Source organism: Pseudarthrobacter sp. MEB009 (genome assembly GCF_030208875.1).
Classification (GTDB): Bacteria; Actinomycetota; Actinomycetes; order Actinomycetales; family Micrococcaceae; genus Arthrobacter.
Genome location: NZ_JARVTC010000014.1, coordinates 1 through 20,699, shown reverse-complemented (window position 1 = coordinate 20,699; position 20,699 = coordinate 1). Strand labels below are relative to the sequence as shown.

The following is a 20,699-nucleotide window of genomic DNA, read 5'->3' as shown; positions in this document are numbered from 1 at the left end:
CTAGACAAGTGCCGGAAGCCGTGCCACGATATGTCTACTAGAACGATCTATACGAACTTCAGGAGAACAGCAATGGCTTACACGCAGCGTCCGGTCACCGTCGACCGCCCCGTCCGGGTTGGGCTCATCGGAGCCGGCTGGATTGGACACTTCCATGCCGAATCCATCGCCCTCCGAGTCCCGCACGCCCGGTTGGAAGCAATCGCCGATCCCGTTGAAGCCAATGTCGCGGACGTGGCGTCCCGCCTTGGTGTTGAAAAGACGAGTGCAGACGCAGCCGATGTGCTGAACGATCCGGACATCGACGCAGTACTGATCGCGGCGCCCCTGCGTTTCCACTCCAGCCTCATCGCCGAAGCGGCTCGGGCCGGGAAGGACGTCTTCTGCGAGAAGCCTGGCGGCAGGAACCTGGAGGAGCTCGACGCCGCACTCGCTGAGGCTGACGCTGCGGGCGTTATTGTCCAGTTCGGCTTCAACCGGCGGTATGCCAAGGATTTCGCCGCTGCACGCAACCTGATCGACAGCGGCGCTGTGGGAACCCCGCAGCTGCTCCGGTCCCTGACCCGCGATCCCGGCACGGACGCCGGGCTGTCGGCGCCGGAACGCGTCGCGCCGGACACCATCTTCCTGGAGACCCTGATCCACGACTTCGACACCCTGAACTGGCTCAACCCCGGCGCGGTTCCCGTCCGTGTCCACGCCGTGGCCGATGCCTTGGTGGCACCCGGGGCGAAGGCAGGCGGACTGCTGGATACCGCCGTCGTCACCGTCACCTACAGCAACGGGGCCATCGCGGTGGCCGAGGCGAACTTCAATGCGCTCTACGGCTACGACGTCCGGGGCGAAGTGTTTGGCTCCGCCGGCATGGTGACCGCGGGCGGTCCGCAGGCATCCAGCGCCACCAGCTATACCGCGGCCGGCATCGGCGCGGCCACAGTGCGCCTGAACGTGGACCTGTTCCACGACGCCTACACCGCGGAACTGGCCGACTTTGTGGACTCGGTCCGGGCGCGGCGTGCAGGCAGCCCCACCACATCAAGGCAGGCACCGGGCGGCACCGATGCACGCAACGCCCTTGCCGTGGCCCTGGCCGCTGCCAGGTCCGCCCGGTCCGGCCTTCCCGTGGAGGTCTCAGCCGTGGCTGACCTGCAGCCGGCAGAACCTGACATCCAGCCGGCGGGCCACCGGGCATGAGCTTCCGGCTGGCCGTCTGCGCCGAAATGGTTTACGGCGGGCTCCCGCTCATCGAGCGGGCCCGCCGGATCCACGATCAGGGTTTCGAGGTGGAGGTGTGGGACACGCGGGGCCAGGACATCAAAGCCCTGGCCGCCACGGGCGCACGGTTTTCCTCCATGAGCGGGTACTTCGGTGGCAGCCTGATCGACCCCGATGGTGCCGACAGCGTCCTCTCTTCGGCCGAAGCCCTGATTCCCACCGCCCATGAACTGGGAATCGAACGGATGGTGGTGCACCCGGCGGAGCTGGGAGAAGGCGGCCATGCCGTCCGTCCGCTGCAGCGCTCTACCGGCGAAATGTGGCTGACAGGCCTCCGCACCCTGGAAAACCTGGCAGTGCTGGGCGGGAAGCATGGCGTGACGTTTGCGCTGGAAAACCTCAACACCATCCTGGACCACGCCGGCATCCCGCTGGCCCGGGCCAAGGACACCCTGGCCCTGGTCTCCGCGGTGGACCACCCGAACGTGAAGCTGATGCTGGACCTCTATCACGCGCAGATCGGAGAGGGGAACCTGATCGAGCTGGTCCGGGCCGCGATGCCGTGGATCGGCGAGATCCAGGTGGCCGACGTTCCCGGCCGGTGCGAACCCGGGACCGGCGAGATCAACTACCAGGGTGTGGCGAAGGCCCTCGCGGAAGCTGGTTACAGCGGAGTGATCGGCATGGAAGCCTACGCGTCGGGAGGTCAGGGCCTCGACGCCGGGGATGCTGCCCTCACAGCCTTCCGGCGGGCCTTCGAGGTGTAACGAACCCGCTGTCCAGGCACCAGGGACCGGGCTTCCCCACCCGCCCGGCGCCCCTCGCCGGGCGGCGGGCGCCGTGGTAGTCTCCCGGCTATGGCCCTGGACCTGCCCCTGCACAGCTGGCTTCTCGACTCCGACCCTGCGCTTCGATGGCAGGTGGAACGTGACATCACCGGCGCCCCGTCGGGTGTTTGGGAAGCCACCCGGGCCCGTATTGCCACCGAAGGTTTCGGCGCGCAGCTCCTGGCCCTGCAGGACCCGGACGGGCAGTGGGCCGGCGGCGCGTACTTTCCGAAAGACTTCGATTTCGAAGGGCCGGAAGCCGCCAACGATGCGGGCCAGCCGTATACCGCCACCACCTGGGCGCTGAACATGCTCCGCGAATGGGGCCTCGACCCTGCCCCGCTCGCCGGGACGGCAGAGCTGCTGGCGGCAAACAGCCGCTGGGAGTATGACGACCTGCCCTACTGGGATGGCGAGGTGGACTGCTGCATCAACGCGTTCACGCTGGCCAACGGTGTGTGGCTGGGTGCCGACGTCGCCGGGATCGCCGAGTGGTTCCGGGAGCATCAACTTGCCGACGGCGGCTGGAACTGCGAGTGGGTGGCCGGCTCCACCCGGTCCTCGTTCCACTCCACCCTCAACGTCCTCAAGGGGCTGCTTTACCACCAGGCTGCCACCGGACAGGACGAGCTGCAGACGCTCCGGAGCCGGGGCGAGGAGTATCTCCTGACCCGCAAGCTGCTGTACCGGGAATCGACGGGCGAGGTGGTGGCGCCGTGGGCACCGCGGTTCGTCTATCCGTTCCGCTGGTTCTACAGCGCGCTGAACGCCGCGGACTATTTCCGCGCGGCCGCCCTGCACGACGGCGTTGCGCCGGATCCGCGGCTGGCCGATGCCATAGCGGTCATCAGGTCAGCCCGCCAACCGGACGGCACCTGGCTGCAGGAACGGCGCCACCCGGGCCGGGTCTGGTTCGAAGTGGACGTTGACGCCGGCCAGCCGTCCAAATGGCTCACGTTCCACGCCCTGCGGGTGCTGGACTGGTGGGACGCCGCGCACGCCGCAACAAAACACCAGCAGGAGTAGCGCCGGGCGCCGGAATGGGTGACGACGGCGGGACGCGCCCGCCGCCGTCGGCCGCACTGCGTGATTACACCAGCGCCAGGTTGTCCGCCACTACCGTGCCGCGGTGGATGACCGTCCGGTCCGGCAGCCGGTCCATGACCGCGGCCGTGACGGAATCGCCGGACACCAGGACCAGGTGGGCGGGGTCCCCAACAGCCAGTCCGGGCCGGTCCGCAACCGATCCCAGGCGCGGGGCCTGCGGGTCCAGCACTGCCGCCCCGCCGACGGTGGCCACCGCGACGCAGTGCTCGATCAGCTGGTCCGCCCGGAATTTGGACGTGAAGGCCAGCTGCCAGGTCCGGTCCAGCATGTCCGCGTTGCCGTACGGCGACCAGTAGTCCCGCTGCCCGTCTTGGCCCAGGCCCACCCGGACGCCCGCGGCAACCAGCTGTTGCAGTGGCAGGGGCGCGCCGGCCGGTGCGACGGTGGCCATGGAAACGTCCAGCGCCCCCATCCGGTCCACCAGGTCCTGCAGCTGGCCGGCGGGCAGCTCGGCCAGGCCGTAGCCGTGGGAGATGGTGACCAGCCCCTGCATACCCAGCGCCTTGGTGCGTTCCAGGATCAGCTCGGCGCTGAAGAGGCCCAGCTGGCCCGGTTCGTGCAGGTGGATGTCGATGGGAACACCGTATTTTTCGGCCAGGCCGAAGACGATGTCCAGGTGCCGGACCGGGTCCCGGTCCAAAGCGCACGGGTCGATGCCGCCCACCACGTCGGCGCCCAGCTTCAGGGCCTCCTCGAGGATTTCCGGGCTTCCCGCTTCGCGGAGCAACCCGGCCTGCGGAAAGGCGATGATGTCGACGTCGGCCCGGTCCCGGTGCTCCTGTTTCGCGGCCAGGACGGCTTCCAGGCGCTCCAGCCCGGCGTCCACATCCACCTGGGCGTAGCTGCGGACCCGGGTGGTGCCGCGCTCAATCATGGCGCCCAGCGTGGCGGTGGCCCGTTCGGCGATGGTGGCTTCGGCGTTGCGCCAGTTCTGCCGGTCGTTGAGCATCATGTTCCACACGCCCGGCGAACCGGTGTGCGGCCGGAACGGCAGGCCCAGCCGGGTGGAGTCCAGGTGGACGTGCACATCCGAGAAGGACGGCAGCAGGATCCGGCCCCGTCCCGCAACCTCGGTGGCGCCGGGCGGGGCCGGGAGCGCTGCACCCATGCTGGCGATAGCGCCGCCGTCGAGCATCACATCCGTTGCTTGGGCGCCCCAGGGCCGGACGTTGCGCAGCACCACGCTCATTTGGTCAGCCCAATGGCGGAGAAGTCGTACAGGCCGTCGGCCCGCTGGGTCCAGGCCAGCGACTTGTCCACGGCGAAGTTGTTGGCCGGGACGTAGAGCGGGATGAAGTAGGCCTTGTCATTGCTGTAGGTGAGCAGCTCCTTGAAGACGTCCAGCCGGGCCGCGCCGTCCACACCCCGCTGGGTGACCGCGAGCCCCGCCGTTTTGGGATCCTGGGCGTAGTTGTTGTTGCCGGCCTGCTCGTAGAAGTCGGTGAGGGGCAGGTCCCCGTCCAGGGTTGATGGTGCCCAGGTATTCAAGTAGATGCCTTTCAGCTGGCGGTTGCGGACCTTCAAAGTATGGCTGGCCTGGTCGGCGCCCACCAGATTGACGTTGACCCCGGCCGCGCTGAGGTACCCCTGGATGGCCTGCGCTACCTCCCCGCTCAAGGGGATCCGGCCGTCCAGCGCGTACTCGAAATCGATGGACTCGCCGTTGTAGCCGGCCTCGGCCAGCAGTTTTTTAGCCTGGTCCGGGTTGTAGCCGCCGTCGGACAGGCCGTCCGCAAACCCCTCAACACTGGGTGCCAGCATCTGGGTGGCGGGCTCGCCGAGGCCGGACAGGACGGTTTTGACGATCGCCTCCTTGTCGATGGCCAGGCCGATGGCGCGCCGCACCTTCTCCTCCTTCAGGACACCGGCCGTGGAGTTGACGCCCAGGAACACCACGCCGTTGGAGAGCTCCGACTGGACGTTGACGCCGCCGGACCCCTTCACCGACTCTGCCTGCGCCGGGCTGATCTGGGCCACGTCCAGGGACCCGGAGAGCACACCGTTGACCCGGGATTCATCGGAGGCCACCGGCACCAGGCTGATTGCGTCCAGTTTGGCCGGTTCGCCCCAATAGGAGTCGTTCCGCACCAGGTCATACGAGACCCCGCGCTGGATTTTCTCGAACTTGAACGGCCCGGACCCCACGGGTGCTGCCGCAAAAGCGGCAGGCCCCATGGCCGCGTAGGCCTGGTCCGGGACGATGGAGATCAATGAGGTATTGCGCGGGAAGGCGGAGAACGGCGCCTTCATCTCGAACCGGACCTTGGTGTCGTCAACCTTCGCCACGGACTTCAGGGAGCTGAGGTAGCCGAAGTTCTCCGACGTGGGGTCCGCCAGGATGCTGCTGAAGGAAAACACCACGTCATCCGCCGTCAGCGGTTCGCCGTTGGTGAAGGTGACGCCTTCGCGGAGGGTGAAGTCCCAGCTGGTCATGTCCGCGCTGGGCGTCCATTCGGTGGCGAGCTTCGGTTCCAGGGATCCGTCCGCGGTGATCTTGGTGAGCTGGTCAAAGGTGTTGAAGAAAACGGACAGCACCACCAGGCTGCCGGTTTTGACCGGGTCCATGGACGTGGGGTCGGTGGGAAGGGCGGCCACGATCCTGCCGCCGGTCCCGCCGGTTGTGGACGATGACGCGTCGGAGCTGGATTCGAACCCGCCGGCGCAGCTGGACAGTGCCAGCGCGGCGGCGAGGCCCACGGAGAGGACCGGCAGCACGGAGCGGAAGGGGGAGCGGGGTGCGGAAGCAGACATGCGTTCTCCTCGAAGGATGGGTGGCCGCGCACGGCCGGCGGAAAATTGGGAACGGGAACGGTCAGGGATGGACCAGCAGGCACGCCGACTGGTGGGCGGAGACCACCGGGAAATCCACCTGAGTGGGAACCGGCGGCAGGAGGGAAGGCACGACGGCGGCGCAGGACGCTTCTGCCTGCGGACAGCGGGTACGGAAGGCGCAGCCGGAGGGCAGGTTTGCGGCGTCCGGCAGGTCGCCGGCCAGGACGACCCGCTGCCGGCTGGCAGCCTTGTCCGGATCGGTCACCGGGGCCGCGGACATCAAGGCCTTGGTATAGGGGTGCTGCGGGTTGGTGAAAACGTCCGCGGCCGGGCCCGTTTCCACGATCCTGCCCATGTACATCACGGCCACGCGGTGGCTGATCTGCCGGACCACCGAAAGGTCGTGGGCAATAAACAGGTAGGCCAGGCCCAGTTCGGCCTGCAGGTCCTGCAGGAGGTTGATGACCTGGGCCTGCACGGAGACGTCCAGCGCGGAGACGGGTTCGTCCAGGATGAGCAGCTCCGGTTTGAGCGCCAGGGCCCTGGCAATTCCCACCCGCTGCCGCTGCCCGCCGGAGAACTCGCCGGGTTTCCGCTGGCCCATGGCCGCGGTGAGCCCCACCTGTTCCAGCAGGGCGGTCACTGCTGCTGCCGTGTACTGTCCGTTGATCCGGAGTGGTTCCGCGATGATCTCGTGCACCGTCAGGCGCGGATCGAGGGACGAGTACGGGTCCTGGAACACCATCTGCATCCGCGCCCGTTCCTGCCGGCGGCGGCCATTGAGCAGCCCGGCCAGGTTGCGGCCGCCCACGGCCACCGCACCGGAGCTGGGTTTGTTCAGGCCCAGGATGGCACGGACCAGGGTGGACTTGCCGCAGCCCGACTCGCCCACCAGCCCCAGCGTCTCGCCGGGCGCCACGTGCAGGGACACCCCGTTGACGGCTTTGAGGGTGGTGCGGGAAAACAGCGGTCCGCGGACCGGGAATTCAACGGCCAGGTCCTGGACGGTCAGCACGTCCAAAAACGGCGCTGCGGGAGTATCTGTCCTCATGCCTGCTGTCCTTTCAGGAGAAGCTGTCCGGCGTTGTTCCCGGCGAAATGGCAGGCCGCCGCGCGGGGCCCGGCGGGATGGCCGGGACCGTGGGCCCCGGCAGGGGGAGTGGGCAGCAGTTCCAGGAGGGGCGCGGTGGTGGTGCAGGTCCCCTGGTCCAGGCTGGCGTGGCAGCGCGGTGCGAAGGCGCAGCCTGCTGGCCTGTCGGCGGCTGCCGGGGGCGAACCCGGAATGGTGAACGCCCGGCCGCCGGCAGTGCCCTCGCCCAGGACACTGGCCAGCAGGCCCACGGTGTAGGGGTGTGCCGGGCGGTGGAAGAGGTCCCGGACGCCGGCCGTTTCCACTACCTTGCCGCTGTACATCACGGCCACCCGGTCGGCTGCCTCTGCCACCAGGCCCAGGTCATGGGTGATGAGGATCATCGCCGCACGGCCGGCCGGGTCGGGGACCCCGACGGCGGCGAGCAGGCTGTGGACCTTTTCTGCGGTCTGCTTCCGGTTCAGCCCGGTGGCGTGCAGTTTCACGGCCTCCGCCAGTTGCCGGCCCACACGCTGCAACGGGTTCAGGGCGGACATCGGATCCTGGAAGACCATTGCCAGGTCCTTGCCCCGGATCCGGCGCAGGTCCCGTTCGGGAAGTTTGGTCAGGTCCCGGCCCCGGAACAGGATCCTGCCGGCTGAGACGCGAACGCCCGGCGGCAGGAGGTCCATGATGGCCAGGACGGTCAGGCTCTTGCCGGAACCGGACTCGCCCACCAGGGCGAACACCTCATCCTGGTGTACCTCGAAGGAGACGCCGTCCACCAACCGGACCGGGCCGGCGTCGCCCGTTGCCTCAATGGCGAGGTCCTGCACCTGCAGGAGCGGGATGCGGGATTCTGCTGCGGGGCTCATGCTGTCCGTCCCTTCCGGAGGAGGGCGCCGGTGGTGCCCTCGGCGGTGAAGCGCTGGCTGACAAACTGGGCGCCGGCCACGGTGAGGAACATGGCCAGGCCGGGCAGGATGGCCAACCAGGGGTTGCTGCCCAGGTATTTCTGGCCTTCGAAGATCATGGAGCCCCAGCTGGGGACCGGCGGCTGCACCCCCAGGCCCAGGTATTCCAGTGAGGACTCGATCAGCACAATCGTGGCGATGTCCGTTGCGCCGATGATCAGGGTCTGGGAGAAGACGTTGGGCAGGATGTGCCGGCGGATCACCCAGCCGTGCCCGCCACCCTGCGTCAGCGGCGCCAGGACAAAGTCACGGTGCCGCAGCGACCGGGCCAGGTTCCGGCTCACCCTGGCGTAGCCCACCCAGTAGGTCAGGCCCAGCGTCACGATGGTCACGGTGGCGCTGGGGCCGGTGACGGCGGCCACGGCGATCAGCAGCAGCACCACGGGCATGGCCAGGTTGACGTCCGCCAGAGTGGTCACCGCCGAATCGAGGCGGCCGCCGAAGTAGCCGGCAGCCATGCCCAGCGTGGTGCCGATCACCGCATTGAGGATCACGACGGCGAACGCGATTCCCAGCGTCACCGCACTGGCCAGGGACAGCCGACTGAGCAGGTCCCGGCCCAGCGAGTCGGTCCCCAGGAGATGATCCGGGTCCGTGAAGGGTGCGCGCATCGCTGCCGAGAGGTCCTGGCCGAAGGGGTCGAAGCCCGGGAGCAGCGGAACCACCGCGGCCAGCAGCAGAACCAGGCCCAGCATGGCGGACCCGATGACGAAGGCCGGGGAGGTGCCGCGGCCCTTGCGCTTGGCGGGCGTGGGGGTTGCGGGAGTTCCCTGGATGCCCGGGTCCGTGGGCAGAGCGGCGGGAACCTGGGTTCCGGCGGGAAGGAGTTGTTGGGTCATGCCAGGCTCACTCTCGGATCGACCTTGGCGGACAGGAGGTCCACGGCCAGGTTCACGGTGACGAAGATCAGGGCCACCACCAGCAGGCCGGCCTGGACAATGGGGAAGTCGCGCTGGCTGACGGCGTCGGTGAGGACCTGGCCCAGGCCGGGCCAGGCGAAGACGGCTTCCACAACCACGGTGCCGCCCAGCAAGGAACCCAGGTTCAGCCCCGCCATGGTGAGGACCGGGAGCAGGGCGTTGGGCAGCATGTGGGACACCAGCACCCGGGCCCGGCTTTGGCCCTTGGCGAAGGCGGTCCGGACGTAGTCCTGGCTGGCCTGGTCACTGAGTGCCGCATCCATCAACCGGACGTAGAGCACAAACTGGCCGGTGGCGATGGTGAGGACCGGAAGCACCAGGCTGGCCGGGCTCATCCGGCCCAGGGACGGGAGCAGGCCCAGCGCCACGGAAAACACCAGCACGGCCAGCAGCGCAAAAAAGAAATCCGGGACGGACTGGCGGAGCGATCCGCCCCAGATAAACAGCGAGCGCAGCGTCCGGCTGCCGGTGAGCTGGATGGCCAGGGCAGCCGCCAACGCCAGGACCAGACCCAGCAGGAAGGACCAGAAGGCCAGTTCAAAGGTGGCCGGAAGCCGTTCGATGACCAGCTCCAGGGCCGGCTCACGCTGCCGGTAGGACTGGCCGAAGTCGCCGGCCAGGACGTTGGCCAGGAAGGTGCCGAACTGCACGTGCAGGGGTTCGTTGAAGCCGAGGGCCCCGTTGAGCGCGTCCACCTCGGCGGCGGTGGCGTTGTCCGGCAGCAGCAGGCCTGCCGGTTTGCCCGTGGCACGGCCCAGGACAAACGCGAAGGTGAGGACGCAGAAAAGCGTAAATGCCGCCTGGGCTATCCGGTGGAGCAGGTAGCGGGGCATGGTGCCCCCTCTCAAAAGTCGGTGGTGGGAACCCCCGGGGCAGGGACTCCGATCACAGCGTAAGGGCCGTTTTTGGGCATTCCGCCGAGTTGACCGGATCGTCATGGAGGTTAAACATGCCGGAAACTTTTGAATACCAAATAACGCTATATTCGCTTTATTGGGGATGAAAGTGCACGATTGGCATACCAAAGCGGGTTTTGACCCCGGCGTACAGGAGTGCAGACATGGAACAAGCAGAAGCCGCGGACCTCGGTCCGGGCCTGTCGGAGCGGGTGGCTGCCGCGCTCCGGGAGGACATCATCTCGGGCCGGATCCCCGGCGGCAGCAAACTCAACGAACGCGAGCTCTCCGCCCGGCTCCAGGTCTCCCGCATCCCCCTGCGTGAGGCGTTGCCCTTGCTGGAGGCGGAGGGGTTCATCCACTCCGAAGCCCGCCGCGGCAGTGTGGTGCACACCTTTACGCTGCGCGACGCCGTGGAGGTGTTTGACCTCCGGCTCCAGCTGGAACCGTTCGCTGCCGCGTCCGCTGCCCGCCGCGTGGCGGCCGGAGCAGACCCGGCCAACCTGCTGGCCGCGCTGGAATATGCCCGCACCGGCGAGTCCGGGCACCAGGCGTCCGGCCGCAACTCGGACCTGCACGAGGAAATTGTCCACCTGGCCAGCCACGACCTGCTCCGCCGGCTGTCCAACCTGCTCAACGGCCGGGTGCGCTGGCTGTTCCGACTCACCCCGGAACGGGATACGCCAGGCATGTGGGAGGAACACGCGGAACTGGTCCACGCCATCGCCGACGGCCAGCCCGCCCTCGCTGAGGCGTTGGCCAGCGCCCACGTGGAACGCGGCCGGCACGCCTCCCTTCCCTACCTGGCCGGGCGCCTGCCCGCCGAGGCCCCGGCCCGCAAAGGCCGCCGGCCCCGCAGCCAGGACTGATTCCACCAGCCCTGTTTTTGCACCCGGCTGCAGGAGTGCCACCCTCTCTGTTCCCGCACCTGCCGCCTTCGTGTCATTTCACCCGTTTGTTTCGCTCCACCCACTTCCAGCTCCGACGCCCAGCGCGCCGCCGAATTCCCTCGAGGTACCCATGACGCTTGTGCTCACCGCTTCCGTTCTCGAAACCCTGGCGCACATGCCGGCCACCATCGCCGCCGTGGAGCAGGCCTTCGCCGACATCGCCACCGGCACGGCCTGCCAGCCCGCACCCACGTCCATGCAGCTGCCCTCCTCGGACGGGCGGTACATCCTGATGTCCGGCCTGTCGGACGCCCAGGGCCTGGCAGGGGTGAAGCTGCTCTCCGACCTTCCGGCCAACCGTGACGCGGGGCTGCCCAGCCAGCGCTCCAGCATCCTGCTGGCGGACCAGCAGACCGGTGAGACGCTGGCCCTGCTGGATGGCCGGGTACCCACCAGGGTGCGGACCGCTGCCGCCAGCGCGGTGGCCAGCAAACACCTGGCCCGACCCAACAGCTCCACACTGGGACTTATCGGTGCCGGTGCGCTAGCCGTGGCCCACGTGGAGGCGATGCTCTGTGTCCTGCCCATTGACACCGTGGTGGTGTGGTCCCGGAGCGCCGCCACCGTTGAAGCATTCAAGGCGCGCATCAGTCACCTGCCGGTCAAGGTGGTGGCTGCCGGCACCATCCGCGACACCGTGGAAGCCGCCGACGTCCTCTGCACGCTGACGCCGTCTGTGGAGCCGTTGGTCCGCGGCGAATGGTTCCTGCCCGGTTTGCACGTCAATGCCGTGGGGGCGCGCCCTCGCCCCACCCACCGGGAAATCGATGCCGCCGGAATCGCCCGGTCGGAGCTCTTTGTGGACAGCATCGCGACGGCCCGGGAAAAGTCCGGCGACCTGCTCATGGCCATCGAGGAAGGCTCGGTGACCCTGATGGACATCCGCGGTGAGCTGGGGCAGGTAGTAGCAGGGCAGGTCCCCGGCCGGACACACGATGCAGCCATCACACTGTTTGATTCGGTGGGGGTAGGAATGCAGGACGTCGCCATCGGGCGCCTGCTCTACGATGCGGCGGTCAGCCAGGGGCTGGGACTGGACGTCAACATGGCCGGCTGAGACTTCCCGGCTGCCGGTGGCTAGGCTGGCAGCCATGGACTACCAGCTCCGACAGGCCACCCCCGACGATGCCGAGGCCGTGGTGCACCTGCACACCCTGGCGCACGAACAGGCCTACGCCCACCTGATGTCCGCGGACTTCTTCCGGAGCCGCCGGGCCAGCATCCCCGAGCGGGTGGAGCGGCGGCGGCCCTATCTGGCCGTGGACGAGCCGCGCATTATCGCCCTGGACGCGGACAACAGGCTGGTGGGCCTGGCCGACGCCGGCCCGCCGCGTGACGACGATGGTCCAGAGGACCTGGAGCTGTACTCGATCTTCACCCTGGACCACACCCACGGGACGGGTCTTGGTGCGGCCCTGCTGGAAGCGGCGATCGGCGGTTCGGCCGCTTATCTGTGGGTGCTGGCGGAGAACCCGCGGGCGTTCGCCTTTTATGCCAAGCACGGCTTCCGGCCGGACGGTAAGACGGGGCTGCTGCCGCCCGAGTGGGAAAAGGTGCCGGAACTGCGGATGACGCGCCCCGCCGTCGGCCGCTAAAAACCCGGCCGCTGACAACGCGACCGCCATCAACCGGCCGCGGGAGCAAAGCCCGGCCGCCGGACCCGAAGCCGGTCAGCGTGCCGCGGGCTCCTTCCGGAGGACCTTGCCCAGCACCAGGACCGTCAGCCAGGTGACCACGGCGCAGGCCGCGGTGCCCCAGGCGATGTCCGTCAGCGCCACGAGGGTGGGGAATCCCTGCAGCACGGCCAGCCCGGTCAGCGCCCAGGTGGCGTACGTGAAGAAGCCGAAGAGCGCGGCGCCGGTGATGCGCTGGCGCAGGGTGGCGCGTCGGTCGTTGGGACGGACGCCGTAGTGCACTATGCCGGCCACGTAGATGAGGTAAAAAGCAACGGCAGCCACGTAGTTCGTGTCCGCGGCGATCAGGTCGCCGATTTGGGCCTTGTACTGCGGGTTGGCCACGCCGAGGATCCAGACCACGTCCAGGGCGGCGAAGATCACGGCTGCGACGGCGTAGCTTTGCAGCCATCGTTTGAGGTGCGGTTTCATGCCTGGCTCCTGGGGTCGGTGTAGAGGCCTTCCACGAGGTGGCGGGCCCTGTCGGTGAAGGCGCTGCGTTTGAGTTTCATGGTGGGGGTGACGTTGCCGTTGGCCTCGCTGAGGTCGGCCAGGAGCAGCACAAAACGGCGGACCTGCTCCGAGCGGGCAATTTTGGCGTTCGCGAAGCTGACGGCCTGGCCAATAGCGGTGAGGAGCCGGGCGTCCTCGATCTGGATGGCTCCGCCGTCCGCCGGGATCTTCAGGGCAGCGAGTTCGGCGAAGCCTTCGCGTTCGGCCCAGGCGGTAACGGACTCTGGGTCCAGCAGCACCAGCCCGCCCAGGTACGGTTTTCCTTCGCCCACCATCACGGCGTGCGCCACCAGGGGATCGCCCTCCACGTAGCCTTCCCAGATGGAGGGCGAGACGGTTTTGCCGCCGGCGGTGACAATGACGTCCTTGAGCCGGCCCTTGATGGTGAGTCTGCCCTGCGCGTCGAGTTCGCCCAGGTCGCCGGTGTGGAAGAAGCCGTCGGTGAAGGCGGCGGCGTTGTCCGCAGCACGCCGGTACCCGGCGAAAACACCCACGCCGCGGGCCAGCACCTCGCCCTCCTCCGTGAGCCGGACGGTGGTTCCCGGCATGGGCACCCCCACGGTCCCGGCCTTGATGGCCCCGGGCAGGTTTCCGGTCAGCGGCGCGGTGGTTTCGGTCAGGCCGTAGCCTTCGATCACGGGAAGGCCCAGGCCGCGGAAAAACAGGGAGAGCTCGGCGTCCAGGGCCGCGGCCCCGGAGAGCAGGTAGTCCAGCCGGCCGCCCACCAACGCGCGGAGGCGGGCGTAGAAAAGCCTGTCGAACACGGCGTGCCGGGCACGCAGGCCCAGCGGGGCACTGACTGTTGGGTCGGCGTCGTGCGCTTCCGCAAAACGGCCCCACTCGACGGCGGTGCGCTGCGCCGCTGCCCAGACCCGTCCCAGCCGCTTTTTCGCCGCAGCCCCGGCCGCCGAGGCCTGGATTTTCTGCAGCACGCGGGGGACCACCACCAGGAACGTGGGGCGCAGGGCACCGAGGGCGGGCACCACCTCGCGGGGATCGCCCAGGTGCGCGATCCGCATGCCGTTGGCCAGGCAGATCAGCTGCAGGCCGCGGGCCAGGACGTGCGCCATGGGCAGGAAGATGATGGTGTTGCCGCCCTCGCGGACCACCGCCGAATACGCGGCCGCCACGTTCAGGACCTGCCCCACAAAGTTGCCGTGGGTGATCAGGGCGCCCTTCGGGGCTGCGGTGGTGCCGGACGTGTACACGATGGTGGCCACCGAATCGGGGCCGGCCAGCAGCCGGCGTTCCTCCACCTCGGCATCCACGACGCCGGCACCCCGCTCCACGAGGTCCGCCAGGTCCGCGCCCGGGCGGGAGTCCATGGTCCAGATGCCCAGGTGGTCCAGCCCTGCCTCGTCGAAACCGCGGGACAGCAGGTCCGCGTGCGCCTCCGTGCCGGCCACGGCCAGCCGCACCTCGGCGTCAGCCAGGATGGCGATCACCTGGGGGAGCGCGGAGGTTTCGTAGACCGGGACCACCACGGCGCCGGCAAACCAGGCCGCCATGTCCGCCAAGGCCCATTCGTATCGGGTGGGCGACATGATGGCGAGCGAATCGCCGGGCTGCACGCCCGCGGCGATGAAGCCCTTGGCCAGGGCGCGGACCTCGTTGGCAAACTGCTGCGTGGTCACCTGCCGCCAGGGGTCGGTGATGGCGGCGCCGGCCGTCCGGACCTCGAAGGCCACGTGGTCAGGGCTGGTGCCGAGCCGTTCCAGCAGGAGATCGGTGGCATTGCGGTGGCCGGCGGTGTGGACCAGGGGCGGGGAGGTGAACTCTCTCACGGGGTGTCTTTCTCGGAAAGGGTGAGCAGGTGGTGCTGCATCAGGTGCAGGACGGTGTTGAGGAAGGTGCCGATCTCTGCCTGCTGGTCCTGTGGGAGCGAGGCCAGGTGGTTGCTGGTGGCAGTGACCAGCGGGCGCATCAGCGCACTGATCGCCGCTGCGGCTGCCGGGGTGCAGGTGACGTGGACCTGGCGCCGGTCCTCTGAACTGCGGAGCCGCTCCACAAAACCGTGCAGCTCCAGCCGGCTGACGATCGCGGTGGTGGTGGCTGCCGTGGCGCCGAGCTGGGCGGCCAATGCGCCCACTGTCATGGGCCCGGCCTGGGACACGGCTCCGAGCGCACGGTAGTCGGTCAGGTTCAGCCCCAGGTGCCGGGCCACCTCGCGCTCCGTCTCATTCGCCATGGTGAGCAGCGCCTGGAGCATAAAGGCCGACGGATGAAGTGGGGGAGTGTCCGGCGGCCCTTCGTGAGATAGCATGACTCTATAGTAATCAAATTGGTTTGAACATCAAAGACTGTTGATTGTCAGGATGCTTGCCAGGGGGATCCGCCGTGCTGCAGCGCACGCCGGGCCGTATGAAAGGAACACCCATGACCACCAAGAGCAGAAATGCCCTCATCAGCATCCCCATCGTGGTGGTGGTGGGTGCCCTGATCGCGCTGGCCGGCAGCCAGGGAGGATCCACCATCGGTGGCATCTCCGTCTTTGCGATTGGGGTGGCCGCCGCGTTTGTGATCCAGTGGTTGGTCTTCATCCCGTCCTTCGCCGCGCAGACGGAAAAGTTCTACGACTTCACCGGCGCTCTGACCTATATCGCCATCACCATCTTCCTGGTGCTGGCTTCGCCGGGCGTGGATGCCCGCGGCCTGATCCTGGCTGCCATGGTGGTGTTCTGGGCCATCCGGCTGGGCAGCTTCCTGTTCCTGCGGGTGATGAAGCATGGCAAGGACGACCGGTTTGACGAGATCAAGCCCGACTTCCCCCGCTTCCTGAACACCTGGACCGTCCAGGGCCTTTGGGTAGTGCTCACCGCCGCGCTCGCCTGGGTGGCCATCACCTCGGACAAAAAAGTGGGCCTGGACTGGTTCACCGTGGTGGGCGTCCTTGTGTGGGCCGTGGGCATCGCCATCGAAATCACCGCCGACATCCAGAAGTCCGCGTTCAAGGCAGACCCCGCCAACGAGGGCCGGTACATCTCCACCGGTCTCTGGTCCAAGTCCCGCCACCCCAACTACTTCGGCGAAATCACGCTCTGGGTGGGCGTTGCCATCATCACCCTGCCCGTGCTCCAGGGCTGGCAGTGGGCCGCGCTGATCTCCCCGGTCTTTGTGGCCCTGCTGCTCACCAAGGGCAGCGGCGTCCCGCTCCTGGAAGCCAAGGCCGACAAAAAGTGGGGCGGCCAGGCCGACTACGAGGACTACAAAAAGAACACCCCGGTGCTGATCCCCAAACTGAAGTAGGGCTTCGGCTCGGAATTGTTCACGGCCGACGGCGGCACCCGGGTGGGTGCCGCCGTCGGCCGTTAAGCGCTGGCTTGGGACGCGGCCTGTCAGCTACGTTGGACGATTGAAATCTATTGATGTGGGGGACTTATGCCGGTACGAAACGCTGTTTGGTGGACCGTGGTGGTATGCCTTGCCGCACTCACGCTGGCTTCCTGCACCACGGTGCCTCAACAACCTGCGCTGGCGGTTCTTGACCGGCCAGCCACGAATGACGATGCCGTCCCGGCGTTCGTCGACCTTTCCGACATGGCTGCTGACAGTGTGCGGCTGGCTGCCGAGGACGGGGACTTCCGGTTTTACCTTGCCCGCCCAGCCAAGGACGCCGGGTTCTGCCTGATCCAGGTGGCCGACGGGGATGGAGACCGGTGGGGATCGGCCTGCAAATCCGACGGCGGGCCCGTTTTGACGGCGAACCTGCTGGGCTATGGCAGCGACGCCGCTGTGGTGGCCGATGATGCCGACGCCGAGGATCTTATGGCGCAGGGCTACGAGCCGGTGCAGGGCAACATCCTCCTCCGGCACTGAGCTGACGAACTCGACACGCAAGTTCATTTTCGACCCGCGCATTCCCTGGCGCACCAGGTTTATAGGTGGCGCAATGGAAGGTGCGCGTCGGTACGGAATGTGCGCGTCGAAACCATAGCTTTTCAGAAGGTTGACAGCGCTGTCAGAGGAGCGTTATCTTGGGGAAGCGTCATCACTGACAGCGCTGTCAATCCAAAGGAGCACCATGGAGTCTGTTAGCCGCGCAGCCCGCCCGGCCGCCGTCTCCATGACTGACGTGGCCCGCCATGCCGGCGTGTCACTGAAGACCGTTTCCCGGGTGGTCAACGCGGAGCAGCATGTCAGTGGCGTCGTCCGCGAAACCGTCCAGCGGGCCATCGAAGAGCTGGGTTACCAGCCCAACGGTGCTGCCCGGGCCCTGGCATCCAAGCGGACCAAACGGATCGGCATGATTGCCGCCAGCACCTCCTTCTCCGGCCCGTCCGCCATCCTGGACGGCGTCGAAAAGGCCGTCCGCCAGCAGGGCTACTCGCTGGCGATCGTCCGGACGCAACCGGACGAAGGCTACGAAGTCCAGCACGCCATCGCCCAGCTCATCGGCCAGGGCATCGACGGGCTGATCCTTTCCCAACCCGTGGGACCGGATAATCCGGGAATCCAAGGCCCCGCCGGCGTTCCCCTGCTGAGTATCGACTACCCTGACGCGCGGCACAGCGCCGGGGAGATAGTTGTCGGGACCGATGAAGTGGACGGGGCGCGGCAGGCCGTCAACCATCTTTTGTCCCTGGGGCACCGCACGGTGTGGCACCTGGGCGGTGACCCGGCGTGGGCCGCGGCCCGCCAGCGCGCCCGCGGCTGGCGCGAAACGCTGGAAACGGCCGGCGCCTCCGTCCCCGAACCCGTTTTCGGCGACTGGACGGCGGCCTCGGGGTTTGCGCAGATGCAAAAAATGCTCGACGCCGGCAGCCCCACCGCCGTCTTTGTTGCCAACGACCAGATGGCCATCGGCGCCATCCACGCCTTGGAGCGGTCCGGCCGGAGCGTCCCGGGTGACGTCAGCGTGGTGGGATTCGACGATGCTGACGAATCCGCGTTCCTCCACACACCCCTGACCACCATCAGGGCGGACTTCCAGGACACGGCGCGCCAAGGCGTCTTCCGCCTCATTGAGGCCATTAACGGCCGGGACGAGGCGCCCAGGCAGTTCACGCTCCCGGTCCACCTGGTGATCCGTGAGTCCACCGCTCCGCCAAGCAACGGCGGCTAGCCAACTCCGCTCCCTCTGCCATCCCGCGAGCCCGAAAGGCACCACCATGCCCATCCCCACCGACAGCATCCTCTTCGGCGCTGCGTACTATCACGAGTACCAGCCCACCGAAAGGCTCGACGCCGACATGGACCTGATGAAGGAGGCGCACTTCACCGTCATCCGGGTGGGCGAATCCGTCTGGTCCACGTGGGAGCCGGACAACGGGGTGTTTGACCTCGACTGGCTCCAGCCGGTGCTGGATGCGGCGCACGCCCGCGGCATCCGTGTCATCCTGGGCACCCCTACCTACGCGGCGCCGCCGTGGCTGGCACGGCTGTACCCGGAAATCAACGTGCACCGGTCCACCGGGCAGCCCATGGGTTGGGGCGCCCGGCAGGAAATTGACTACACCCACCCGGCGTTCCTGTTCCATGCGGAGCGGATCATCCGAAAGATCATCGCCAGGTATGTGGACCACCCGGCAGTGATCGGTTTCCAGGTGGACAACGAGCCCGGCAACGAGATCTTCCACAACCCGGGCGTCTTCAAGAAGTTCATCTGGCACCTGCGCAAGCAGTACGGCACCATAGAGGAGCTCAACCGGGAATGGGGCCTGACGTACTGGTCGCACCGGCTCTCGGACTGGGCCGATCTGTGGACCCCGGATTCCAACGCGCAGCCGCAGTACGCACTCGCGTGGCGTCGGTTCCAGGCTGAGCTGACCACCTCCTACATCCACTGGCAGGCGGAGGTGGTGCGCGAGTACGCCCGCGAGGACCAGTTCGTCACCACCTGCATCTCCTACGAACGGCCCACAGCCCAGGATGATGCCTTGACGTCCCGGCTGGACGTGACCGCCGGGAACCCGTACTACCGGATGCAGGAGCATCTTGGACTGCCGGCTGTTGCGCCGACTCGGCAATCGTGGACCACCGAGGGCACCTGGTCCCTGTATGCGACGGCGGACCGGATGTTCTCCTCCAAGCAGGCGCCGTTCCTGGTCACCGAGACCAACGCGCAGGCGATCGGGCACGCGCACCAGAACGAGCCGGCCTTCGATGGGCAGTGGCGGCAGGCCGCGTGGGCTTTGGTGTCCCGCGGGGCCTCGATGATCGAGTACTGGCACTGGCACACGCTGCATTTCGGGGCCGAAACGTTCTGGGGCGGGGTGCTGCCGCACAGCCTGCAACCGGGCCGGGTGTACCAGCAGATCAAGGAGCTGGGTGCGGACTTCGCAGCGGCGGGAGACCTGGTCACCGGCCTGACTCCAGACGCTGACATTGTCCTGGTGTACTCGAACGACACCAAGTGGGCGCTCCAGGAGAACCCGCAGCTGCCGCTGCCCGGGCCAGACTGCCAACCGGACCCGCGTTCCTACCAGGCCATCTTCGATGCGTTCTACCGCGGCGCGTTTGAGGCGGGGCTGCAGTCGCGGCTCCTGCACGCGGGCCAGATGACGGACCTGGACCCGGCGGAGTACGCGGCGGCCCAGCCGGTGCTGGTCGCTGCCGGGCTGGCCATCGCTTCCGATGCAGAACTTTTGTGGCTGCGTTCATACGCTGCCGCCGGTGGCCACTTGATCCTGGGGATCCGGACCGGGTACCAGGACCAGGAGGCCCGGGCGCGGCTGGAGCGCAAGCCCGCGCACCTTGCCGAAGCCGCGGGACTCTTCTACGACGAGTTCAGCACGCTGGCCGGGCCGGTGGATGTGGTTGCTTCTTCCTCAAGCGAGTCAGGCTTTACGCTCAGCCCGGGTGCCACCGGCGCACGGTGGATCGATGGGGTGCAGGTCCAGGGCGCAGAGGTGCTGGCGTCCTATGACCACGTCCACTTCGGCCGGTGGCCGGCCGTGACCACTTCCGAGCATGGTTCAGGGCGGATCACCTATGTGGGGACCGTCCCCAACGAGGCGCTTGCCCGCGACATCGCGGCCTGGGCTGCCCGGCAGGGGAGTGACTGGCGGCCGAACGCCGACTCGCAGACCGTCACGGGTGCAACCTCCCGTTCCGGTGAGCAGCTGCGGTTCGTCCACAACTGGTCCTGGACGCCGAGCAGCTTCAAGCTGCCTGGCGCAGTCCGGGACGTGGTCTCGGGGGAGTCGTTCGGATACGGCGACGAGCTTGAACTGGGCGCGTGGGACGTGCGGGTTCTGGTGGAGACGGAGTAGGGCATTTGACGCCCGACGGCGGCCCCGCTGGGCCGCCGTCTCCGACCGCTTCTGGTGTGTGACTCACTGCATAGTGGCTGGTTTTGGTGTGGTGTGGGTGTTGGGTGGGGTGGTGGTCCTTGTTTTCCTTGTGTTGGCGGGGTTTTCGGGGGCCATGACTCGTTGTGGGGGCTGGTTTGCTGTGGTGCGGTTGTGCGTGTATTGTTTTCTAAGTCGCCGCGAGGGAGACAGCGAGAAGCTGGGTACCGCGGGTGACCAACCCCCATTTTGAACGGCCTGGAATATGGTTCGCTTGTTTGCGTGCCGGTTTTTTGGGTGGGGTGGTTGCTGTTGAAGCGTGATTCTGCTGAGAGATGCGGGTTTGCAAAGCTTCCGGTGATCGGGTAAGTTTGAAAAGTTGCTCCGGAGCGATCTGCGACCTGTGGTTGTGGTGGTGTCGGGTGTGTCTGTTGTTTGAGAACTCAATAGTGTGCCATGTTTGTTGATACCAATTTTTTGTATTGAATTGGTTGAATTGGCTGGATGATGCCGCCCCTGTGGTGTTGTCTGGTTTTTACAGCTGGTTTCGAATT

Annotated in this window: 19 protein-coding genes; 10 read left to right on the top strand and 9 right to left on the bottom strand. The window is 67.5% G+C overall.

Going from position 1 to position 20,699, the window contains the following annotated elements; all coding sequences use genetic code 11:
* Positions 1-72 precede the first annotated feature (72 nt).
* From QRN07_RS14410 to QRN07_RS14400, 3 genes are all read left to right on the top strand, one after another.
* Positions 73-1,194 carry a Gfo/Idh/MocA family oxidoreductase gene (locus QRN07_RS14410; RefSeq protein ID WP_285241385.1) on the top strand — a complete coding sequence of 374 codons (1,122 nt, stop codon included), beginning with the start codon at positions 73-75 and terminating at the stop codon, positions 1,192-1,194.
* Entirely contained in the window at positions 1,191-1,982 is a 792-nt protein-coding gene (locus QRN07_RS14405; protein WP_285241384.1) for a TIM barrel protein, read from the top strand. Before QRN07_RS14410 ends, QRN07_RS14405 begins: the two co-directional genes overlap by 4 nt.
* Before the next feature lie 90 nt (positions 1,983-2,072).
* Positions 2,073-3,068 (top strand): squalene cyclase, encoded by a 996-nt coding sequence (locus tag QRN07_RS14400; RefSeq protein WP_285241383.1) that lies wholly within the window; start codon positions 2,073-2,075, stop codon positions 3,066-3,068.
* 64 nt (positions 3,069-3,132) lie between these two features.
* Here the strand turns inward: QRN07_RS14400 and QRN07_RS14395 are convergent, their stop codons facing one another.
* The 6 genes from QRN07_RS14395 to QRN07_RS14370 all read right to left on the bottom strand — a co-directional run bounded on the left by QRN07_RS14395 (position 3,133) and on the right by QRN07_RS14370 (position 9,717).
* Complete coding sequence (locus QRN07_RS14395) at positions 3,133-4,338, bottom strand: amidohydrolase (RefSeq protein ID WP_285241382.1); 1,206 nt, start codon at positions 4,336-4,338, stop codon at positions 3,133-3,135.
* Positions 4,335-5,900: an ABC transporter substrate-binding protein gene (locus QRN07_RS14390; protein WP_285241381.1), complete on the bottom strand. Its 1,566-nt coding sequence runs from the start codon at positions 5,898-5,900 to the stop codon at positions 4,335-4,337. Before QRN07_RS14390 ends, QRN07_RS14395 begins: the two co-directional genes overlap by 4 nt.
* A gap of 61 nt (positions 5,901-5,961) precedes the next feature.
* Positions 5,962-6,972 carry an ABC transporter ATP-binding protein gene (locus QRN07_RS14385; protein ID WP_285241380.1) on the bottom strand — a complete coding sequence of 337 codons (1,011 nt, stop codon included), beginning with the start codon at positions 6,970-6,972 and terminating at the stop codon, positions 5,962-5,964.
* On the bottom strand, positions 6,969-7,865 hold the full coding sequence (locus QRN07_RS14380) for an ABC transporter ATP-binding protein (RefSeq protein ID WP_285241379.1): 897 nt from the start codon (positions 7,863-7,865) through the stop codon (positions 6,969-6,971). The genes QRN07_RS14385 and QRN07_RS14380 overlap by 4 nt, the downstream gene beginning before the upstream one ends.
* A complete protein-coding gene (locus QRN07_RS14375; RefSeq protein WP_285241378.1) occupies positions 7,862-8,803 on the bottom strand; it encodes an ABC transporter permease in 942 nt (313 codons plus the stop codon). The genes QRN07_RS14380 and QRN07_RS14375 overlap by 4 nt, the downstream gene beginning before the upstream one ends.
* Positions 8,800-9,717, bottom strand: a complete 918-nt coding sequence (locus tag QRN07_RS14370; RefSeq protein WP_050687729.1) for an ABC transporter permease — start codon at positions 9,715-9,717, stop codon at positions 8,800-8,802. Before QRN07_RS14370 ends, QRN07_RS14375 begins: the two co-directional genes overlap by 4 nt.
* A gap of 227 nt (positions 9,718-9,944) precedes the next feature.
* Between QRN07_RS14370 and QRN07_RS14365 the strand changes: the two genes are divergently transcribed.
* From QRN07_RS14365 to QRN07_RS14355, 3 genes are all read left to right on the top strand, one after another.
* Positions 9,945-10,649, top strand: a complete 705-nt coding sequence (locus QRN07_RS14365; RefSeq protein ID WP_050687727.1) for a GntR family transcriptional regulator — start codon at positions 9,945-9,947, stop codon at positions 10,647-10,649.
* 151 nt (positions 10,650-10,800) lie between these two features.
* Positions 10,801-11,787 (top strand): ornithine cyclodeaminase family protein, encoded by a 987-nt coding sequence (locus QRN07_RS14360; protein ID WP_285241377.1) that lies wholly within the window; start codon positions 10,801-10,803, stop codon positions 11,785-11,787.
* A 34-nt stretch (positions 11,788-11,821) separates the two neighbouring features.
* Positions 11,822-12,325 (top strand): GNAT family N-acetyltransferase, encoded by a 504-nt coding sequence (locus QRN07_RS14355; RefSeq protein ID WP_285241376.1) that lies wholly within the window; start codon positions 11,822-11,824, stop codon positions 12,323-12,325.
* Between the two features lie 75 nt (positions 12,326-12,400).
* Here the strand turns inward: QRN07_RS14355 and QRN07_RS14350 are convergent, their stop codons facing one another.
* From QRN07_RS14350 to QRN07_RS14340, 3 genes are read right to left on the bottom strand one after another with little or no spacing between them, the layout of a single operon-like run.
* Positions 12,401-12,835 (bottom strand): DUF2177 family protein, encoded by a 435-nt coding sequence (locus QRN07_RS14350; RefSeq protein WP_285241375.1) that lies wholly within the window; start codon positions 12,833-12,835, stop codon positions 12,401-12,403.
* Complete coding sequence (locus QRN07_RS14345) at positions 12,832-14,700, bottom strand: AMP-dependent synthetase/ligase (RefSeq protein WP_285241374.1); 1,869 nt, start codon at positions 14,698-14,700, stop codon at positions 12,832-12,834. The genes QRN07_RS14350 and QRN07_RS14345 overlap by 4 nt, the downstream gene beginning before the upstream one ends.
* Positions 14,697-15,179 carry a MarR family winged helix-turn-helix transcriptional regulator gene (locus QRN07_RS14340; RefSeq protein ID WP_285241373.1) on the bottom strand — a complete coding sequence of 161 codons (483 nt, stop codon included), beginning with the start codon at positions 15,177-15,179 and terminating at the stop codon, positions 14,697-14,699. Before QRN07_RS14340 ends, QRN07_RS14345 begins: the two co-directional genes overlap by 4 nt.
* Before the next feature lie 113 nt (positions 15,180-15,292).
* Here QRN07_RS14340 and QRN07_RS14335 point away from each other — a divergent pair, with 113 nt between their 5' ends.
* The 4 genes from QRN07_RS14335 (at position 15,293) to QRN07_RS14320 (ending at position 20,127) form a co-directional block, all read left to right on the top strand.
* Positions 15,293-16,162: a DUF1295 domain-containing protein gene (locus QRN07_RS14335; protein WP_285241372.1), complete on the top strand. Its 870-nt coding sequence runs from the start codon at positions 15,293-15,295 to the stop codon at positions 16,160-16,162.
* A 132-nt stretch (positions 16,163-16,294) separates the two neighbouring features.
* On the top strand, positions 16,295-16,732 hold the full coding sequence (locus tag QRN07_RS14330) for a hypothetical protein (protein WP_285241371.1): 438 nt from the start codon (positions 16,295-16,297) through the stop codon (positions 16,730-16,732).
* Between the two features lie 205 nt (positions 16,733-16,937).
* Positions 16,938-17,978, top strand: a complete 1,041-nt coding sequence (locus QRN07_RS14325; protein WP_285241370.1) for a LacI family DNA-binding transcriptional regulator — start codon at positions 16,938-16,940, stop codon at positions 17,976-17,978.
* A 46-nt stretch (positions 17,979-18,024) separates the two neighbouring features.
* On the top strand, positions 18,025-20,127 hold the full coding sequence (locus QRN07_RS14320; RefSeq protein WP_285241369.1) for a beta-galactosidase: 2,103 nt from the start codon (positions 18,025-18,027) through the stop codon (positions 20,125-20,127).
* The last annotated feature ends 572 nt before the right edge of the window (positions 20,128-20,699 follow it).

Bases quoted from the DNA above. Each gene is read 5' to 3' on its own strand.
- QRN07_RS14400 (WP_285241383.1), top strand. From the start codon at position 2,073: ATGGCCCTGGACCTGCCCCTGCACAGCTGGCTTCTCGACTCCGACCCT.
- QRN07_RS14340 (WP_285241373.1), bottom strand. From the start codon at position 15,179: ATGCTATCTCACGAAGGGCCGCCGGACACTCCCCCACTTCATCCGTCG.
- QRN07_RS14320 (WP_285241369.1), top strand. From the start codon at position 18,025: ATGCCCATCCCCACCGACAGCATCCTCTTCGGCGCTGCGTACTATCAC.
- QRN07_RS14380 (WP_285241379.1), bottom strand. From the start codon at position 7,865: ATGAGCCCCGCAGCAGAATCCCGCATCCCGCTCCTGCAGGTGCAGGAC.
- QRN07_RS14335 (WP_285241372.1), top strand. From the start codon at position 15,293: ATGACCACCAAGAGCAGAAATGCCCTCATCAGCATCCCCATCGTGGTG.
- QRN07_RS14395 (WP_285241382.1), bottom strand. From the start codon at position 4,338: ATGAGCGTGGTGCTGCGCAACGTCCGGCCCTGGGGCGCCCAAGCAACG.
- QRN07_RS14390 (WP_285241381.1), bottom strand. From the start codon at position 5,900: ATGTCTGCTTCCGCACCCCGCTCCCCCTTCCGCTCCGTGCTGCCGGTC.
- QRN07_RS14405 (WP_285241384.1), top strand. From the start codon at position 1,191: ATGAGCTTCCGGCTGGCCGTCTGCGCCGAAATGGTTTACGGCGGGCTC.
- QRN07_RS14370 (WP_050687729.1), bottom strand. From the start codon at position 9,717: ATGCCCCGCTACCTGCTCCACCGGATAGCCCAGGCGGCATTTACGCTT.
- QRN07_RS14410 (WP_285241385.1), top strand. From the start codon at position 73: ATGGCTTACACGCAGCGTCCGGTCACCGTCGACCGCCCCGTCCGGGTT.
- QRN07_RS14355 (WP_285241376.1), top strand. From the start codon at position 11,822: ATGGACTACCAGCTCCGACAGGCCACCCCCGACGATGCCGAGGCCGTG.
- QRN07_RS14325 (WP_285241370.1), top strand. From the start codon at position 16,938: ATGGAGTCTGTTAGCCGCGCAGCCCGCCCGGCCGCCGTCTCCATGACT.
- QRN07_RS14360 (WP_285241377.1), top strand. From the start codon at position 10,801: ATGACGCTTGTGCTCACCGCTTCCGTTCTCGAAACCCTGGCGCACATG.
- QRN07_RS14375 (WP_285241378.1), bottom strand. From the start codon at position 8,803: ATGACCCAACAACTCCTTCCCGCCGGAACCCAGGTTCCCGCCGCTCTG.
- QRN07_RS14365 (WP_050687727.1), top strand. From the start codon at position 9,945: ATGGAACAAGCAGAAGCCGCGGACCTCGGTCCGGGCCTGTCGGAGCGG.
- QRN07_RS14330 (WP_285241371.1), top strand. From the start codon at position 16,295: ATGCCGGTACGAAACGCTGTTTGGTGGACCGTGGTGGTATGCCTTGCC.
- QRN07_RS14350 (WP_285241375.1), bottom strand. From the start codon at position 12,835: ATGAAACCGCACCTCAAACGATGGCTGCAAAGCTACGCCGTCGCAGCC.
- QRN07_RS14385 (WP_285241380.1), bottom strand. From the start codon at position 6,972: ATGAGGACAGATACTCCCGCAGCGCCGTTTTTGGACGTGCTGACCGTC.